A 17,782-nucleotide genomic window follows, 5' to 3' on the forward strand; every position below is an offset into this window, starting at 1 on the left:
TCATAGTAATTTATATATAAAGCACCATTTAAATTCACAAAGGCGACATTTTGCGCTTTTCAGGTGCAACATGAATTGCTAAGGTCCGGCTCAATCTCATTTAAAAACAATCAATTTGCCGAGACTTCTCCATGATCGAATCTGTCGAATCCTTCCTTTCGCGCCTCAAGAAACGCGACCCCGACCAGCCGGAATTTCACCAGGCCGTAGAGGAAGTCCTGCGCAGCCTGTGGCCGTTTCTTGAAGCCAACCCCCACTACCTGACGTCGGGCATTCTGGAGCGCATCTGCGAGCCGGAACGCGCGATTACCTTCCGGGTATCGTGGGTGGATGATCACGGCAAGGTGCAGGTCAATCGCGGGTTTCGCATCCAGATGAACAGCGCCATCGGCCCCTACAAAGGCGGCCTGCGCTTTCACCCGTCGGTGAACCTGGGCGTGCTGAAATTCCTCGCCTTCGAACAGACCTTCAAAAACTCCCTGACCTCGCTGCCCATGGGCGGCGGCAAAGGCGGCTCGGACTTCGACCCCAAGGGCAAGAGCGACGCCGAAGTGATGCGCTTCTGCCAGGCGTTCATGAGCGAGCTGTACCGCCACATCGGCGCAGATGTGGATGTGCCGGCTGGCGATATCGGCGTGGGTGCGCGTGAAATCGGCTTCCTGTTTGGCCAGTACAAACGCCTGAGCAACCAGTTCACCTCAGTGCTGACCGGCAAAGGCATGGCCTACGGTGGCAGCCTGATCCGCCCTGAAGCCACCGGCTTTGGTTGCGTGTACTTCGCTGAAGAAATGCTCAAGCGCAACGGCCAGCGGGTGGAAGGCAAGCGCGTGGCCGTCTCCGGTTCCGGCAACGTCGCGCAATACGCAGCGCGCAAAGTCATGGACCTGGGCGGCAAGGTGGTTTCCCTCTCCGACTCCGAAGGCACCTTGTATGCCGAAAGCGGTTTGACCGAGGAGCAATGGTCGGCGCTGCTAGAGCTGAAAAACGTGCAACGTGGCCGCATCAGCGAACTGGCCGAGCGCTTTGGCCTGGAGTTCCGCAAAGGCAAAACGCCTTGGGAGTTGGCCTGCGATATCGCGCTGCCCTGCGCCACCCAGAACGAACTCGACGCCGACGCCGCCCGCACGCTGCTGCGCAATGGCTGTATCTGCGTGGCCGAAGGCGCCAATATGCCAACCACGCTTGAGGCTGTGGATATCTTTATCGAGGCGGGCATTCTGTTCGCACCGGGCAAAGCCTCCAACGCTGGTGGCGTGGCCGTGAGTGGCCTGGAAATGTCGCAGAACGCCATGCGCCTGTTGTGGACCGCGGGCGAAGTCGACAGCAAATTGCACAACATCATGCAGTCGATCCACCATGCCTGCGTGCATTACGGCGAAGAAAACGGCCGGGTCAACTACGTGAAGGGCGCGAACATCGCGGGCTTTGTGAAAGTCGCTGATGCGATGCTGGCCCAAGGCATCGTCTAGGCCTCGGGTTCGACCCGCAGCACTTCGATCAACTGATCGCCGACGGGGCGCTTCCACAGTACTTCGTCGCCGACCTGGGCGCCCAGCAATGCGCGGCCCAGCGGTGAGCCCCAGTTGATCAGATGGGCGTGGGCGTCGGCCTGGTCTTCGCCGACCAGTTGAATGCGCTGCTGCTCGTCCTGCTCGTTGGCAAAGGTGACCCAGCTGCCGATTTGCACCTTGTCGGTAGACGTCGCTGGTGGCATCACCTGGGCGCTTTGCACACGCTGGTTGAAGTAGCGCAAATCGCGCTCAAGGTCCGCCAGCCGCTGCTTATTGTCCCGGGCGGATTCGAGGCTGTATTCCTGCTGCAACTGCGCAACCTTGGCCTGCAACTGCGCTAACCCTTGCGCGGTGAGACGATTGGGCTGCTCACTCACCAGGCGCTCCACAGGCTGGTCGGCCTGGGCGGCGGCGTTGTCTTCATTTACAAAAGCTCGGCTCATGGAGTTCTCCCTCTATGGAGTCTGGGCCATGATCGCCGCGTGATCGTTCCCACGCTCTGCGTGGGCATGCAACCCTGGACGCTCTGCGTCCGCTTTTCAGAAAAGCGACCTATTGCGTGCGATAGGCGCGGGCAGCGTCGCGATCCTTCTCCTGTTGCCAGGCGCGTTCACGGTCATCCCAGTGGTTGTCCTTGTAGTCGCGCAACTCCTCGTTCTCGCGCATGGCCTTGCACTGGCGAAAGCCATCTTCCCAGCCTTCGGCGTATTCACGGTCTTTGAGATAGCGCGGCACATTCTTGCGAAACTCCCCACTGATGACCCCAGCGGCCTGGCGACCACTGCTGCAACCGTCGTCAAAGCCATCGGCAAAGGCCGGAGGATAACCCTTGGCGATCAAATCCTGATGGGTGGACTGGCAACCCGACAACCACACTAGCGCACACAGCATTACCGCAGACCGCCACATGGCGTACTCCCTGGCCGCTTTACGGCTGATAGGGGAAGTCTAGTCAGGGATTTGTCGGGGAGGCGTGAAAGGGCGGTGAGAAAAGTGTTGAGTTAAAGGGCCATCAACGACGAGCGCTCGTTCCCACGCTCTGCGTGGGAATGCAGCCCAGGACGCTCTGCGTCCGCTTTGAAATCGTGACGCGGAGCGTCACAGGATGCATGCCCACGCGGAGCGTGGGAACGATCTATTAAAGGGCCATTAACGACGATTCCCTTTAACTTGCAGGACGTTTCCTAGAGAATCGCTGGCCTATTGTGCCTTAGGGTTTGGGGCACTAGTCTCCTGGCTCCGCTGTGAAAACAGCGGCCGGGTTTAGCGACCCGAACCATCGAGACTCATCCTCTCTACACACTTGGCAGGCGGTTTTTATACCTGTCGATATCGTGTTATGGCGGCTGTGCGCGGGAGATCTTCGGATCTGCCGGGTGTCTAGGTGACCGGTTCGCTAACCTGCGTACAGCTGCCACCCTTTCATGTTTAGCGACGTGCTCTGGTGGTCCTTTATCTCACTTAGCAGGTACACCATGTCTAAAGTCGTCCCAGATCCACCCCTGTCCTCAATCACCACCCTCGGCGTCGTCACCTTTGGCGACTACGGCGAAAACCAAAAGCCGCTGTTCCGCATCAATGCCGGCATGCCGATCGACGAAGCGCTGGAACACGCCTCCACCCTGCTGTTTTACTCCAAAAAGCTCGCCATGGAAGCTGCCATGGACGTACGCGGCGAGCAATACGCCTGGGCCGCGCATTACCTGTGTGAAATGGGCAAAGCCGTCGTCGACGACCTGACACAAGCGATGACCCCTACCACTTAGCGGCTGACACCGCTTCATCTGCTGAGCCTGCTCGCCACAGGGTTGTCGATGGTTTCAGTTAAAGCTGTGCGGCCTTCAATCGTAATAGCCCACTGTTTTTTTCAGTTGATCTGCGTACTCGTAAATCTCATCTATTGACGAAATCGCGTGTCGGGTCTCATTTTTATCTTCGTCAAATATCCCGATGTACTTCTGGCTGCGATTAAAGTGAAGGCGGCAAATAGGTTTGCGATTGTTGTCGTCCAGCAGTATCCCAAAATAGCTTTGGGTGTCTCGTTGAACAATGCGCTTTGCATCGACTACGGATCGGACCAGAGCGCGAACGATGTGATAGCCCTCCAGCTCTTCAAGCGTTGTCAGAATCTTGTCTTCTGACTCGTCCCTATCCTGCGTATCTGCATTCGCGCTGTTTGCGGCGGGGAGTGATGCCATTGTCGGTTGGATCGCGCCACTCATTGCAGACTTCAGCCGATCGTTGATCTGATCGTTCAAAAATTGGGCTAACGCTTTTCGTGTCAGTTCGAAAAATTGTTCGCGCACTTTCTGTGTGATTACACCTTCGTAGACACGGGATGCGAAGAATTTCACGAAATCATCTTCTGGCTTGCTAACTTGAGCTCCGATGAGTTTTTTGAGTTGGCTGACGTATTTCAACTCCCCGGCTGCATTGATGATCGAGTCAACATCGAAAGCCGACTTGGTGAGCTTGATCAACTCAGGTACGGCGTACTCATCAATGTCCAGTAGGTCGAGCTCTAGAAATGGCTTTTCGTCCATTTTATTAGGGGCGTCCAAGTCAGTAAAAAACCTGTAGACCTGGCCGTTGGTGAGAATTGAAATTCTTGCGCTCGTAACGTGAAAATACCGAAAAAGCTGTGAGGCATGGTTGATGCTCAATGACTCACCGATTTTTTTGCATTCGATGAGTATTTGGACTTCACCTTCTTTCATGATTGCGTAATCGATTTTTTCACCTTTCTTCGTCCCTACATCACAGACAAATTCTGGCGTCACTTCCTGTGGATCAAATACGTCGTAGCCCAATACAGTGTTGATGAAAGGCATTACGAAAGCATTTTTTGTCGCTTCTTCTGTTTGAATGGCAGGGCCTTGTAATCGAACTTTTGCTGCCAGACTGGTGAGCTTTTCAAAGAAATCCATGATGAGCCTCTTACCTATTCAGATCCGTGTATAGATGGGATGGCAATTTGATTGCCATCCGATACTAGTCACAAAACCCCACAAAGAGAATGAAGTAAGAGCTAGTTTTGCTCGACTGAAAAAAGCTAAAAAACTGTCTGAAATTTCCTGTCTATTTATCAATAGGTTAGAAGCAGACTACGAGTTTGTGTGTGTTGATGATGGTTTTCCTGGGCTAGTTAGAACGGCATGTTCAGCCAGCTCTTGCTGAATAAACGCCGCAATCATTGCGCGATACACCTGCTCAGTGACCTCAGGGTTGGCGCCCACCGCCTCGGATAAACCCCGCACTTTGGCGATCACCTGTTCAACCCGTTGCGGCGCCTTGACGCCATCGGCGTCTTTCTTAAAGCGCGCAGCCTGGGAAACGTAGTGGCCGCGCTCGGCCAGCAGGGTGACGATTTGTTGGTCGAGGCGATCGATGTTTTCGCGGACTTGTTCAAGGGAGGTGCAGTTAACAGCCATGTTGATGGAACTCCTGATTGCGATGTGTCGGGATATGCACGGACCAAATGTGGGAGCGGGCGTGCTCGCGAAAGCAGTGAGTCAGTCAATGCATCATTACCTGGACGACCGCCATCGCGGGCAAGCCCGGCTCCCACCTTTGAACTGTGAACGGCGCAGAGCTCAAGTCAGGCGCAAAAAAGTGTGGGAGCTGGCTTGCCTGCGATAGCGGTATGTCAGCTAAAAATCAATAACTGACACTCCGCCATTGATCGCTCCCGCGCTCTGCGTGGGAGCGATCCGGGGTGGTTAGTAGTGATACCACTTCACTTCAAGCATCACTTCATTCACTGGCGTCGACAAATGGCTGTACTCACGCTGGGCACTCAACCGCAGGCCCAGGTTGCGCGACAATTCCCACTGCTGGTTAAGGCTGATACTGCGCCGCACTTCGCCATTGGTGAAGAAATCACCCTTGGCCTCAAGGCTCAGATTCCCCAGCGGGTTTTTCCACAGCACGCCGGTGTTGAACCCGGCAGCCGGTGAGATGGCTTCGCTGAAGTCGTTGTTATGTTCCACACGCACGGTGCCGAGGGCAAAACCCAGCATGTCGTCGGTGAGTTGCCAGGTACCGCCGGCGCCGCCGTTGACGTGGGCGACGAGGGTTTCGTCGTCGTGCTTGCCTGGCACGCGCTCCAGGCCGCCGGTCACTTGCCATGACCACGGCTGCAACAGCGCATTACGCGGGGTCAGGGAGCGGATGGTGGCCAGGTCCAGCTGTTGCAGTTGCCAGTGGTTGCCTTCGTATTGGCGCAGTTTCATCTGCAAAATTTCAATCTGCGCGCCCAGCGGGAAGCCTTCGGCGTTGTCGTTGAGGTCGTGGTAGGCCATGCGCAGGCCGTATTCGCCGAAGGTTTTGCTGCCGCGGGTGCCGATGCCGGCTTGCCAGGTGCGCGACTCGTGGCCGTCTTCGGGCAGGCCGGGGCGTTCGATTTTAAGGTCGGGCGCCGGGTTCTGGTTGATCGCGCGCAGCAGTTCGAAGCTGCGTTGCGAGCGTTCGGTGTCGCGCTCCAGGCCATTGGCGCGGTAGCGGCCGAGGCGATAGGCGGCGTCGATAATCAGTGCCTGACGCTCGCGGGGCAGGGCCTTGAAGGCCGGTTCCTGCAACTGCTTCTGGTCGTCGCTGATTTTCAGCACCCATTGCTGCTCGTCGCTATCCAGTGGCTTGGCGCGTTCCAGCAACTCGCGTTCACGGGACGGACGGTAGTCGATCTTCTCCACCAGACCCGCTTCTTTGACGGCCTTGACGGTGTCGGTGGGGATCGCCGTGAGCGGGAATTGCTCGGTCAGGCGCAGGCTCGGGCGCGCCACTTGCAGCAGCTCCAGCAGGCGATAGGAGCAGTTTTCATCAAAGAAGAAGTAGTCGAACTGGATCTGCTTGAGCTCCCACACGTGCTCGACCATGCGCTTGGTCTCGACTTCGGTGAGGTTCAGGCGGTATTCCCACAGGTCGCGGTTTTCGAGGCTGCGGTACTCCGAGAGCTTTTCCTGGTACGGCACCAGCGCGAACAGGCCGGGGTAGCCGCCCATCAGGCCTTTCCAGGCGTAGAGGATGCTGTTGTCGGAGCCTTCGATATAGGCGCCGAAGTTGATCGCGTAGCTCAGCAGCGCGGTGTTGTTGCTCTGCACGTCAGCCTGGTCGATACGCAGCAGGGTGTGACCGAACATCGACGACGGGCTGTTGAGGTAGGCCGCCGGGAAGATCATCACCGCGCTATGGGGCGCGACGTCTTTGAACCATTGGGTGAATTCTTTGCACTCCAGCGCGGGCAAGTCGGTGAGGTTCAACTGACTCTTGAGCCAGCGGGTACGTGCGGGGTAAACGCATTGGGCGTGCTTTTCGCCGAGGCTGGCCGGGGCGTACAGCGCCTCCACGGTGGCCTGCAGTTCCTGGTCCGGGTGGTGGGCGCCATCGGGGGCGAGGAAGAACTTTTTGTCGCTGACATAGCTGCGCCAGCCCTTGAGCTTGCCGGCTTCGTAATGGCCCAAAGACAGCCAGAACGGATCGTTGGCCAGTTGCTGCAAACGTTGATCATCAATATGCGGCGCCGCGTACAGCGGGGCGCAGGCGAAGAGTGCCAGCCAGGCAAAGCGTTTGAGCATAAGGGCAACTTAAGTCGGAAGTAGTGAGACCCAAAGGGGAGGCGGGCCCAAAAATAGAACCAAAAATAAAACCAGAAATAAAACCCGCGCCTCGAAAGGCGCGGGCCAGTCGAGCTTAAGCCTGGGTGGCGTATTTGGCCAGGCGGGTATCGCTTTTCAGTACAGCCAGGGTGTTGTTGTGCACGTCGTCGGCGGTCACGTCAGCTTTGCTGAAGATCTGCTGGAAGTGCTCGTGGGTCACGGCCGCGAAGTGCTCGCGATCTTCCGGTGCAACGCCCAGTACCACCGCGTAGGTGGTCAGCGCTTCGCCGTTGCCTTTGGCCATGTCTTCGGACAGCTCGTTCATCATGCCATTCATGGCAATCCAGGACTTGCCGCCGTAGGTCAGGGCGCTGTTGGTGCTGCAACCGTTGGTGCCCGAGGTCATGCCGAAGGTGGCGTTACCCGAGGTGCCGTTGGTGGTGGAAGCAAGGAAGTGAGCGGGAGTACCGCGCTGGCCTTCGAACAGCATGTTGCCCCAACCGCAGTTCGGGCCACCTGGCGATTCAGCCATTGCATTGAGGGAGACAACGGTGAAGAGAGTACCAAGAAGGATCCGTTTCATAGCTTTGTTCTCTTTGTGTGCAAACCAATGGACAAGGGTTCAGGCGCGTCGCAGCGCCCTAGGGGCCAGTTATTAGTCCAACCCGCGCAGTTTGGAGTTTAGGCACGTTCCTAGGGTTCCGTTATTTTTTATAAAACAATCCGTGTGGTTGTCGAGCGTGGCAGCGATTTTTTTGTAAGACGCATCCCCTGTCTATGCTTTCCCACAGGCTCGCCTTGCCAGAGCGCGTCAGCGAGAGCCAGAATGCCGTCATCTGCCCCGCCTGATGTAAGGAAGCCCGATGCCTGATCCTGTTGCTGCCAGCTTGCGTCTAGCGCCCGAAGCGCTGACTCGCCCTTTCTCCGCTGAACAGTTCAGCTTCTCGACCACCAATGATTTGGAGCCCTTTCGCGGTGTGCTTGGCCAGGAACGCGCAGTAGAAGCGTTGCAGTTCGGTGTGGCGATGCCACGCCCCGGTTACAACGTGTTTGTCATGGGCGAGCCCGGTACAGGCCGCTTTTCGTTCGTCAAACGCTACCTGAAAGCCGAAGGCAAACGCCTGCAGACCCCGGCGGACTGGGTCTACGTCAACAATTTTGACGAGCCGCGCGAACCGCGTGCCCTGGAATTGCCGGGCGGCGCTGCGGCGGCGTTCATCGCCGATATCAACGGCTTGGTCGACAACCTTGTCGCCACGTTCCCGGCCGTGTTCGAACACCCGACCTATCAACAGCGCAAAAGCGCCATCGACCGCGCCTTCAACCAGCGTTACGACAAGGCGTTGGACGTGATCGAGCGCCTGGCGCTGGAAAAAGACGTGGCGCTGTACCGCGACAGCTCCAACATCGCCTTCACGCCGATGCTCGACGGCAAGGCGCTGGACGAAGCCGAGTTCTCGCAACTGCCGGAAGTCGATCGCGAGCGCTTCCACACGGATATTTCCGAGCTGGAAGAGCGCCTTAACGAAGAACTGGCCAGCCTGCCGCAGTGGAAGCGTGAGTCCAACAACCAACTGCGCCAATTCAACGAAGAAACCATCACCCTGGCCCTGCAACCTTTGCTGGCGCCTCTGTCGGAAAAATACGCGGAAAACGCAGGCGTTTGCGGTTACCTGCAAGCCATGCAGGTCTACCTGCTGAAAACCGTGGTTGAGCAATTGGTCGACGACGCCAAGACCGACGCCCAGGCGCGCAAGCTGCTCGAAGAGCAATATTGCCCAAGCCTGGTGGTGGGCCATTCGGTCAATGGCGGCGCGCCGGTGGTGTTTGAGCCGCACCCGACCTACGACAACCTGTTCGGCCGTATCGAATACAGCACCGACCAAGGCGCGCTCTACACCACCTATCGCCAGTTGCGTCCGGGCGCGTTGCACCGTGCCAATGGCGGTTTCCTGATCCTGGAAGCCGAGAAAATGCTCAGCGAGCCGTTTGTGTGGGACGCGCTCAAGCGCTCCTTGCAGTCGCGCAAGCTGAAGATGGAGTCGCCGCTGGGCGAGCTGGGCCGCTTGGCCACCGTGACCCTCAACCCGCAGATGATCCCGTTGCAGGTCAAGGTCATCATCATCGGCTCGCGCCAGCTGTACTACGCGTTGCAGGACGCCGACCCGGACTTCCAGGAGATGTTCCGCGTGCTGGTGGACTTCGACGAAGACATCCCGATGGTCGACGAAAGCCTGGAACAGTTCGCCCAGTTGCTCAAAACCCGCACCTCGGAAGAAGGCATGGCGCCGTTGACCTCGGACGCGGTGGCGCGGTTGGCCACTTACAGCGCACGGTTGGCGGAACACCAAGGGCGTCTGTCGGCGCGCATTGGCGACTTGTTCCAACTGGTCAGCGAGGCGGACTTTATCCGCCACCTGGCGGGCGACGAGATGACTGATGCCGGCCATATCGAACGGGCGCTCAAGGCCAAGGCCACGCGCACCGGGCGTGTATCGGCGCGGATTCTCGACGACATGCTCGCCGGGGTCATCCTGATTGACACCGCCGGTGCGGCGGTCGGCAAGTGCAACGGGCTGACCGTGCTGGAAGTCGGTGATTCGGCGTTCGGCGTGCCGGCGCGGATTTCCGCCACGGTGTACCCGGGCGGCAGCGGCATTGTCGACATCGAGCGCGAAGTTAACCTCGGCCAGCCGATCCACTCCAAGGGCGTGATGATCCTCACCGGTTACCTGGGCAGTCGTTATGCCCAGGAATTCCCGCTGGCGATTTCGGCCAGTATCGCGTTGGAGCAGTCCTACGGTTACGTGGACGGTGACAGTGCGTCGTTGGGCGAGGCGTGTACCTTGATTTCGGCCTTGTCGAAAACGCCGCTCAAGCAGTGTTTTGCCATCACCGGCTCAATCAACCAGTTCGGTGAAGTGCAGGCGGTGGGTGGGGTCAACGAGAAGATCGAAGGCTTCTTCCGCCTCTGTGAAGCACGCGGCTTGACCGGCGAGCAGGGCGCAATCATCCCGCAGGCCAACGTGGCCACGCTGATGCTCGACGAGAAGGTGCTGCAAGCCGTGCGCGACGGGCAGTTCCATATCTATGCCGTGCGTCAGGCCGACGAGGCGCTGAGCCTGTTGGTGGGCGAGCCTGCCGGTGAGCCGGACGAAGAAGGGCAATTCCCCGAAGGCACAGTGAATGCGCGCGTGGTTGAGCGGTTGCGTGCGATCGCCGAGATGATCAGTGAGGATGATTTGAAGGAGGCGGAGAAGGAGCTGGCGCAGCAGGCGTTGGCGCAAACCCAGCCAACCTGATCTGCAGTTCGGAACGCGGTAAATGTGGGAGCTGGCTTGCCTGCGATAGCGGTGGGTTAGCCAGCAGAAGTGTCGGCTATGAGTCAGTCATCGCAGGCAAGCCAGCTCCCACATTGGATCGGTGGTGTTTCGTCACAAAATTGACTCCCATTTCAGGGACCAACGCCCGTTGGTCCCTACAACCTTGGTTTGTACTGGTTTTCTTCTATTCTGACTTTTAGGGATATCCACAGGAGTCGCAGGACAGAGACAGCCTCCCCGCGTGATTGAGGCTGAACACCGATCTACCGAGGGTCGCCGCCATGTCGCGCAACCTTTGCCTTACCCGCCAATGCCTGGGCCTGGTCACCCGTATCGAATGCTCCATTCGCCCGCTCGCGGGGGATAACGGCATGTGGACCTTATTGTTTGCTGCCGGCATGACCGGCGAGCAGCCGTCCACCATCAAGTCCCAAGGCCCGTTCCATGGGCCATTCGTGGCGGAAACCATTCTGGAGTCGATTGTGCAAAGCCTGACCTTGCACGGCTATGCGCTGGCCGATGACCCGCAGATCTGGTGCCTGCACCTGCAGGCCCATCTGCGACAACTTAACGGCGGGCGCTCGCACCCGGTCAGCGATACCCACCACTGATCGTTCCCACGCTCCGCGTGGGAATGCCGCCCCGGACGCTCCGCGTCCCGCAGCCAGCGCAGGTTCAAGCCGTGGGCAGGTGACGCGGAGCGTCACGGGATGCATTCCCACGCGGAGCGTGGGAACGATCGATAGCCTGACGTTGCATGGCTATGCGCTGCTGATGACCTGCAGATCTGCGACAACTCAACGGCGGGCGAGGGCGATTGGCGCTGTGATGATCGTTCCCACGCTCCGCGTGGGAATGCCGCCCCGGACGCTCCGCGTCCCGCAGCCAGCGCAGGTTCAAGCCGTGGGCAGGTGACGAGGAGCGTCACAGGATGCATTCCCACGCGGAGCGTGGGGACGATCGGCGGGGTTACTTGCTCTCGGGCTTATCCAGCTTGACCTCAAAACCGTATTGCACGGTGTTCAGTTCGGTGCGCTGGTAGCTTTCCAGGCTGGTGGGCTGGCCGTAGAAGTAATGCACATCAAACAGCGCCGTGCCGTATTCCTCGGCGCGGTGGCTCACGCCGAGGATTTCCTTGAGGTACTTGCCCGTGGCGTCCTTGGCGTAGAAGCGCCAGCTGTCGGCGGGGAATTCCTTTTGGTCGACGATCAGCGCGTTGTCCTTGAGCGACAGGCCTTTAGGCAGCTTGGCCACGTCTATCGTGTTTTTTTCGATGGTGGCCAAAAACAGCGGCACCGAGCCCACCACAAAGGCCGGGTTTTCCGGGAACAGGTTGAGGTCATAGGTGAGTGTGCCGCTGCCGGCGTTCAGCTCGAAGGCCTCGGTGGGCAGTTCAATCGGCTCGCCGCGCTCGCCTTTGTCGTCCGCCGTGAAGAAGGTGATGGGCGCGTCGCTGTTGTTGCGATCAGCACCGACCAGGTCGTCATTGAACGTGAACGGGTGGTCAAACACGATCTTTGCCGCGCTGGCGTCTTCGGTCGACTGGGTGATGGTCACGCTTTTTTTCAGCTGGTCCTCGGTCATGGCGGCGTCTTTAAGCCAACTGGCGGCGCTGTCGTCGTACACGGTGACCGGCATCGGCAGCGCTTGCACGCTGCTTTGCAGGCTGTTCTTGTCGAAGCGCTGCACCGGCAGGTCCAGGTCTTTGCGGGTGAGGGTGGCTTTGGAGAAGTCCAGTACATCGACCTGCAGGGTGTCGATCAGGCCATTGAAATACACCTTGGCGTAGTGGCTGCTCTGTTTGTGCTCGAAGGCTTTTTGTTCGTCGGTGAGTTGTTTTTCAAAGGCATCCGACCAGGCCTTCTGCTTTTGCATCTCGGCCAGTTGTTTCTCGTAGAACGCCACTTGCGCGGCATTTTCGTTGATTGAACCCGAGCGGGTCAGGTACTGCCCGGTGCTGTCGCGGGCCTGCACCAGCAATGGGTTGGGCGATTCATCGCCGACTTCCGGCGCCAGCGGTTCGCTGTTGGTCAGTTCAATCTCGGCGTAGTTTTTTTCAAGCAACAGCAGGTTGAGGGTGATATTGCCTTCGGTGCGCTTGTGGCCTACGTCTTTTTTCGACAGGTCGAAGGTCAGCACCTTGCCCGGCGCGACCACTTCAACCGAGCCTTTGAGGCTGACGGGCTGCGGCTGGCTCTTGTTGTCGGTCTCGACGCCTTCGATAAACGGGTAGGTCACGGTCAAGTCATCGGGGTTGGTCAGGTTGGAGCTGCTGGGGCTCAACTGGATACCCGGGTCGGTTTCCGACCATTCCGGCTGGAAGGGGATGACTTTATTGTTGCTCAAGGTCACCGACTGCCATTCCAGGCCGTGGGGGAAGGGGAACTGGTCGGGGCTGTTGAAGCTGAACGGGAATACCGGCTGCAAATCGGTCAGGTAGTCGGAGTGCGAGGCTTTGCGCAGCACGAACAGGCCGTTGATGTAGGTGTCGACCAAGGCTTGGGGCGTGGGGTAGTGCGTGAGCAGGGCCAGGGTATCTTCACCGTATTCGGCTTCGATGGGCTTGTTGGCGAGCTTGACGCGCGCCCGTTCCAGCAACAGCAGGGAGCCGCCGAGGTCGGCGATGGCATCTCTGAGTTTGGGGTCTTGAATGCTGTCCAGCGATTGTTCGAACTTTGCGGTTTTCTCTTCGAGAGTGGCCTGCTTCTGCTCTTCTTTCGGGGAGCAGCCACCAGCCATCAGCAACACCGCACACAGGCCAAGGGTGGCCAAAGGGGATCGCACATCCGTCATCTGAATCTTCCTGTCCGACATCATCGAGCCGAGTGAGAGGACTCGACACTAGCAGAAAAATTCTCTTACAGATGCCGTACAGATCAGTTTTCTCGTGGTTCCAGCTGTTTGGAGGCGGCTGGTATACTCGCGGCCATTTTTAGCCTGGCTGTGTGAGATCTGATGGAACGCTTTATCGAAAATACGATGTACGCCTCGCGCTGGCTGTTGGCGCCGATTTACCTGGGGCTTTCGTTGGGTCTGCTGATCCTGGCGCTGAAGTTTTTCCAGGAAATCATCCACGTCCTGCCCAACATCTTCACCATGTTGGAATCGGAAGTGATCCTGTTGCTGCTGTCGTTGATCGACATGGCGCTGGTCGGCGGTTTGCTGGTGATGGTGATGATTTCCGGCTACGAGAACTTCGTCTCGCAGCTGGATATCGATGAGAACAAAGAGAAGCTCAACTGGCTGGGCACCATGGACTCTTCGTCGCTGAAGATGAAAGTGGCGGCTTCCATCGTGGCGATTTCGTCCATCCACCTGCTGCGCATCTTCATGGACGCCAAGAACGTCGATCCGCAGCATTTGATGTGGTACGTGATCATCCACATGACCTTCGTGGTCTCGGCGTTTGCCATGGGTTACCTGGACAAGCTCACCAAGCACTGATGCCCCGCGTTAGCCTTACTGCGTCACAAAGTAGTAAGGCTGGCGGCCGATCTTCATTTCCTTGATCACGTTGACCTTCTCGCTCAACTGTTCGGTGCGGTCCAGCAACGCAATGTTGCCGGGCTTGGCGGTGAGGAAGCTGCGCAACTCGGCTTCGGTCTGCAGGATCGGCAAGTACGCCTGCAGATAGAACACGCTGGCCCCGGCGATACGCTCGTTAGGCTGGAACAGCACCACGTCCTTGCCTTCGGTTTGAAAGGCTTTGGCCTGGCTGATCACCGGCACGAACGACTCGCGTTTGTCGGCCTTTGGCGCGAACCAGAACGCGGCGCTCATATAGCTGAGGATGGCCAGGGTAAAAGCACCGACGATCACGCGCCGGTGGTAGCGGTAAATCGCCGGTTTGTGGGCTTTAAGCCATTCCAGCAACACCCCGGCATATTCCGCGGCCAGCACGGCGGCGGCTGGCGTGAGGGCCATCAAATAAACCGTGCGTTTACTCGACGCCAGGGTCAGCAGGGTGAACTGCGCCACCAGCCACACGCTGAAAAACAGGCGGTAGCGGTTGCGCACCAGGCTTTTGCGAAAGTGCCACAGGCCCAGGTACACCAGGATATTCCACGGCAAAAAGGCTTCGGGCAGCTTGGCGATGTAGTAGTAGATCGGTTCGTAATGCCCGGCCTCGACGAAGGAGCCGCTGAAGCGTCCTACGCTGTTGGTCCACAGCACTTCAGCCACCGCCTGCATACCGCCGCGCTGGAACAGGAAGCCCAGCCAGATCAACAGCGGCACCAGCGCCAGCAGCGTGAACAACGCCGGCTTGAGCCAGTCGCCGATGCGCAGGCGTTTATCCATCAGGCTGGTGCTGAGCAAATACACAAAAATCACAATGCCCGGCATCGCCAGGCCCAGCACGCCTTTGCTCAACGTGGCGATGACCATGCCGACGGTAAACATCGCCCAGGCCCAACCACTTGAGCCTTCGCGATCAGTCCGCACGGCCTGGTAGAACCCCAGCAGCGCTGTGGTCACGCCGAGGCTGAGCAATGAGTCCTCACCCACGCCGCGCACATTGCCCCAGTAACTGGCCATGGTCGCCAGGATCAGCGCGGCGCAGAACGCCAGGGTTTGCGGCCGCCCGAACTTGCGCAGCATCGCGTAAAACAGCATCACACTGAACAACCCGGCGAACGCCGACGCCAGGCGCACCGCCCAACTGGTGCCGCCAAACAGGCGAATGGCGCCAGCATCCAGCCACAGGCTCAGGGGTGGTTTTTCCAGGAAGGGTTCACGGAACAGGCGCGGGATCACCCAGTCATTGTCCAGGTGCATGGCCATGGCGATCCCGGCGACGCGGGCTTCGGTGGAGCCTTGCAGCTCATGGCTGCCAAGGGCGAAGAAGAACAACACAGCAACGAGAAGGAGCAGCAGAGGAACGGGACGCGTCATGGTTCTGGCTACCGAAGCAGGGGACCGCTCGGGGGAGCGGCCATGTTAATCGGTCAGTATATGTATCCGTTTCTTAACATTTCGTGAACGAGTGTGGGGTTTTTGTAAGGCTCGCCCAGCCCCGTATTCAAGGCAGTTTCAAGCTGGGCAGCGCCGCTTTGCCTGGCTCGGTGAGTACCGGCTCCAATTGCGCCCAGGTGAAGCTCAACTCATTGTCGCAGCCGTCGCCCGTGGCGCGTGTGGAGAGTTGCAAGCCTTGGGTGTTGAAGCTCAGGTCGAAGCTGTCGTAACTGGTGATTGCCGGGCAGCCCTCGTCGGTGGTGGTTTGTTTGGCCAGCCAGGCGCTGAAGGTGGCAGGCAACTTCACGTGCCCGGAGTAGACGTCATACCCTTGTTGTTGGCCACCGAGCCAGGTCCACGGGTCAACACGTTCGCCGGTTTGCAGGTTCCAGGAGTGCAGCCCCCAACTGATGCCCCGCGCGCCAGTGCCCGCCGCCCAGCGATAGAACTTTACGGTGATGAATTGCGATGACCAATACGTAGGCTCGACGTCGATTTCGCTGGTGTAGCCCGAGCCGTTTCGCCCGAGGTACTCACGACGCTCCTGGAAATAGTCCGCCTGCGCCTCATCGCTGACGGCCAGGGCGGCGAGTTGCTGGTTGATCTTCTGAATCGCCGGGCTGTCGCCTTCGAGCTTGATCGTGACCTGTGCGCCTTGGGCCTTGAGCAAATAAGCGTGGTTTTCGAAGCTTTTTTTCTCGGTCTTCACCGGCAGCGGCGCGGCTTCCATGGGCGCGTTGTAGGCGTCGCTGCCGCAGCCGTCGGTGCTGATGCGTTTCAAGGCCAGTGGCAGCGATTTGGCGTCCTTGGTTTTGCTCCAGGCGCCCGCGAGCGCATCGCCCTGGGGTTTGTCCAGCTTCCACAGCCCGGTATTGCCGGCTTCCACCCACGGTGCGTTGTCGCTGGCCTGGGTCAGTTGGATCGGTGTGAGAATGCGCTGGTAGTAGTAACTGCCCTGTTCGCCGTCGGCGCCGTTGAAACAGGCGGTGATGGCGGATTTACCCAGCGTGCCCTGCCACACGCCCGCGAGGTCGGCGGCGTTGGCGAGGAAGGGCGTGAAGGCGAGGGCGATGACGGCGAGGGGCTTGAGCACGGGTATCTGACTTCCGGTTGTCTGATAAAGGTCGTCAGGGTAATGGGAATGAGGTGTCTACGAAACCTGGGGCGATTCAAACACCTTCTTTTTAGATAAGGTAACTCTCGGTTTTTATATCCTTAGTCATTAAGAATATTGGTGCCTGGCAGGTTGGCAGGGTACTAATCGCTACTTTGCCCCTTGGCAGTTCGGGCGTTCTACTGCTGCTTAACCAAGGCCTGTCACCCATGGAAAGTCCGAGCATCGAATACACCGACAAACAGCGCTGGTTTGCCTTAACCAAGATCAATACCCTCTCGGCACTCTCGCAGATCGTGCAGATCGGCACCGTTACGCCGCTGCTTTCGCTGTCGCTGGAACAGCAAGGCGTGGAGCCGGCCAAGATCGGCGTGATCGTCAGCGCCTCGTGGCTGGCGATTCTGCTGCTGTACAAATGGGTGCCGCGCCTGCTCGCCCACCTGGGGCTGGTCAAGACCAACATCCTCAGTGCGGTGCTCACCGTTGGCGCATTGATCGGCATGACCTTGACTCACCACCTGGTGCTGATTTTTGCGCTGAATTTTGTCCTCGGTATCGGCCTGATCCTGCGCTGGATCGCCTGCGACACCTGGATCGTCGCCGTCGCTTCCAAAGACGAACGCGGCCGCGCGATTGGCGTACACGAAACCCTCATGGGCCTGGGCATCGCCGTCGGCCCGCTGCTACTGGTGGCCTTCGGCGTCGGCAGCGCCGCGCCATACTACGCCTGCGCCGTCATCGTCCTGCTCTCCGGCCTACTGGCACTCACCCTCAAACCCTACGACACCCAACCACAAACCCCGGCAGAAAAACGCCACGGCAAATTATTCAGCCTCATCCCCACCGCACTCTGCGGCGCATTTATCGCCGGCTTCGCCGAAACCTCATCCGTATCATTCCTGGCCAGCTACAGCCTCTCGGCCGGCTACCTGCTCACCGCCGCGACCCTGCTGATCTCCGTCTTCGGCATCGGCGGCACCCTGCTGCAACTGCCCATCGGCTGGATCGCCGACCGCAGCTCCTACAAAATCGGCCAACTGGTCTGCGGATTGATCCTGCTGCTAGGCACCCTCGCCATCCCATTCAGCCAGCCGCTTCCCTGGTTGGCGACGCTCATCGTATTCCTCTGGGGCGGCGCGATTGGCGGCATGAACACCCTGGCCGTGATCGAAGCGGGAGATAGGGTGGGGGAGCATCAGGTGTCTACGGCGATGACGGCGATTGCGATGTTTTATACGTTGGGGAGTGTGTTGGGGCCGATTGCTACGGGGGCGATGGTTTCTTATG

The 17,782-nt window shown here is 58.8% G+C and carries 15 protein-coding genes; 6 read left to right on the forward strand and 9 right to left on the reverse strand.

Annotated features, from left to right (window positions below):
* Positions 1–131: 131 nt before the first annotated feature.
* On the forward strand, positions 132–1,469 hold the full coding sequence (gdhA, locus tag GIW28_RS23125) for an NADP-specific glutamate dehydrogenase (RefSeq protein WP_170038113.1): 1,338 nt from the start codon (positions 132–134) through the stop codon (positions 1,467–1,469).
* Here the strand turns inward: gdhA and GIW28_RS23130 are convergent.
* Together GIW28_RS23130 and GIW28_RS23135 are read right to left on the reverse strand one after the other, a co-directional pair.
* Entirely contained in the window at positions 1,466–1,954 is a 489-nt protein-coding gene (locus GIW28_RS23130) for a GreA/GreB family elongation factor (protein ID WP_017139298.1), read from the reverse strand. The genes gdhA and GIW28_RS23130 overlap by 4 nt on opposite strands.
* 109 nt (positions 1,955–2,063) lie before the next feature.
* Entirely contained in the window at positions 2,064–2,420 is a 357-nt protein-coding gene (locus tag GIW28_RS23135) for a hypothetical protein (RefSeq protein WP_017139297.1), read from the reverse strand.
* Between the two features lie 566 nt (positions 2,421–2,986).
* On the opposite strand from GIW28_RS23135, the gene GIW28_RS23140 reads away from it, so the two are divergent.
* Positions 2,987–3,277 (forward strand): DUF3077 domain-containing protein, encoded by a 291-nt coding sequence (locus GIW28_RS23140; protein WP_069786482.1) that lies wholly within the window; start codon positions 2,987–2,989, stop codon positions 3,275–3,277.
* Between the two features lie 75 nt (positions 3,278–3,352).
* On the opposite strand, the gene GIW28_RS23145 is transcribed toward GIW28_RS23140, so the two are convergent.
* The 4 genes from GIW28_RS23145 to GIW28_RS23160 form a co-directional block, all read right to left on the reverse strand.
* Positions 3,353–4,438: a type I restriction endonuclease gene (locus tag GIW28_RS23145; protein ID WP_056858236.1), complete on the reverse strand. Its 1,086-nt coding sequence runs from the start codon at positions 4,436–4,438 to the stop codon at positions 3,353–3,355.
* Positions 4,439–4,615: 177 nt separating this feature from the next.
* Positions 4,616–4,942 carry a chorismate mutase gene (locus tag GIW28_RS23150; protein WP_236447512.1) on the reverse strand — a complete coding sequence of 109 codons (327 nt, stop codon included), beginning with the start codon at positions 4,940–4,942 and terminating at the stop codon, positions 4,616–4,618.
* A 288-nt stretch (positions 4,943–5,230) separates the two neighbouring features.
* Positions 5,231–7,084 carry an Lnb N-terminal periplasmic domain-containing protein gene (locus GIW28_RS23155; protein ID WP_236447513.1) on the reverse strand — a complete coding sequence of 618 codons (1,854 nt, stop codon included), beginning with the start codon at positions 7,082–7,084 and terminating at the stop codon, positions 5,231–5,233.
* Positions 7,085–7,199: 115 nt separating this feature from the next.
* Positions 7,200–7,688: a DUF3015 domain-containing protein gene (locus GIW28_RS23160; protein WP_017139294.1), complete on the reverse strand. Its 489-nt coding sequence runs from the start codon at positions 7,686–7,688 to the stop codon at positions 7,200–7,202.
* 280 nt (positions 7,689–7,968) lie between these two features.
* Between GIW28_RS23160 and GIW28_RS23165 the strand changes: the two genes are divergently transcribed.
* Both GIW28_RS23165 and GIW28_RS23170 read left to right on the forward strand, forming a co-directional pair.
* Complete coding sequence (locus GIW28_RS23165; RefSeq protein WP_056858239.1) at positions 7,969–10,407, forward strand: Lon protease family protein; 2,439 nt, start codon at positions 7,969–7,971, stop codon at positions 10,405–10,407.
* A gap of 302 nt (positions 10,408–10,709) precedes the next feature.
* Complete coding sequence (locus tag GIW28_RS23170) at positions 10,710–11,039, forward strand: PA4575 family protein (RefSeq protein ID WP_099547625.1); 330 nt, start codon at positions 10,710–10,712, stop codon at positions 11,037–11,039.
* A gap of 358 nt (positions 11,040–11,397) precedes the next feature.
* Here GIW28_RS23170 and GIW28_RS23175 read toward each other — a convergent pair whose 3' ends face one another.
* The gene (locus GIW28_RS23175; protein ID WP_017139292.1) at positions 11,398–13,221 is read right to left on the reverse strand and encodes a hypothetical protein; all 1,824 of its coding nucleotides are present in this window, start codon (positions 13,219–13,221) and stop codon (positions 11,398–11,400) included.
* A 162-nt stretch (positions 13,222–13,383) separates the two neighbouring features.
* Between GIW28_RS23175 and GIW28_RS23180 the strand changes: the two genes are divergently transcribed.
* Entirely contained in the window at positions 13,384–13,872 is a 489-nt protein-coding gene (locus GIW28_RS23180; RefSeq protein ID WP_017139291.1) for a TIGR00645 family protein, read from the forward strand.
* Positions 13,873–13,887: 15 nt separating this feature from the next.
* Here GIW28_RS23180 and GIW28_RS23185 read toward each other — a convergent pair whose 3' ends face one another.
* The gene (locus GIW28_RS23185; protein WP_017139290.1) at positions 13,888–15,321 is read right to left on the reverse strand and encodes an ArnT family glycosyltransferase; all 1,434 of its coding nucleotides are present in this window, start codon (positions 15,319–15,321) and stop codon (positions 13,888–13,890) included.
* A gap of 127 nt (positions 15,322–15,448) precedes the next feature.
* Positions 15,449–16,474, reverse strand: coding sequence for a hypothetical protein (locus tag GIW28_RS23190; protein ID WP_236447514.1), 1,026 nt, complete (start codon positions 16,472–16,474; stop codon positions 15,449–15,451).
* A gap of 230 nt (positions 16,475–16,704) precedes the next feature.
* On the opposite strand from GIW28_RS23190, the gene GIW28_RS23195 reads away from it, so the two are divergent.
* Positions 16,705–17,782, forward strand: a 1,078-nt coding sequence (locus GIW28_RS23195) for an MFS transporter (RefSeq protein ID WP_236490415.1), incomplete at its 3' end; no start/stop codon positions are given.

The organism is Pseudomonas sp. PA-5-4B (assembly GCF_021606215.1).
GTDB classification, from domain to species: Bacteria; Pseudomonadota; Gammaproteobacteria; order Pseudomonadales; family Pseudomonadaceae; genus Aquipseudomonas; species Aquipseudomonas edaphica.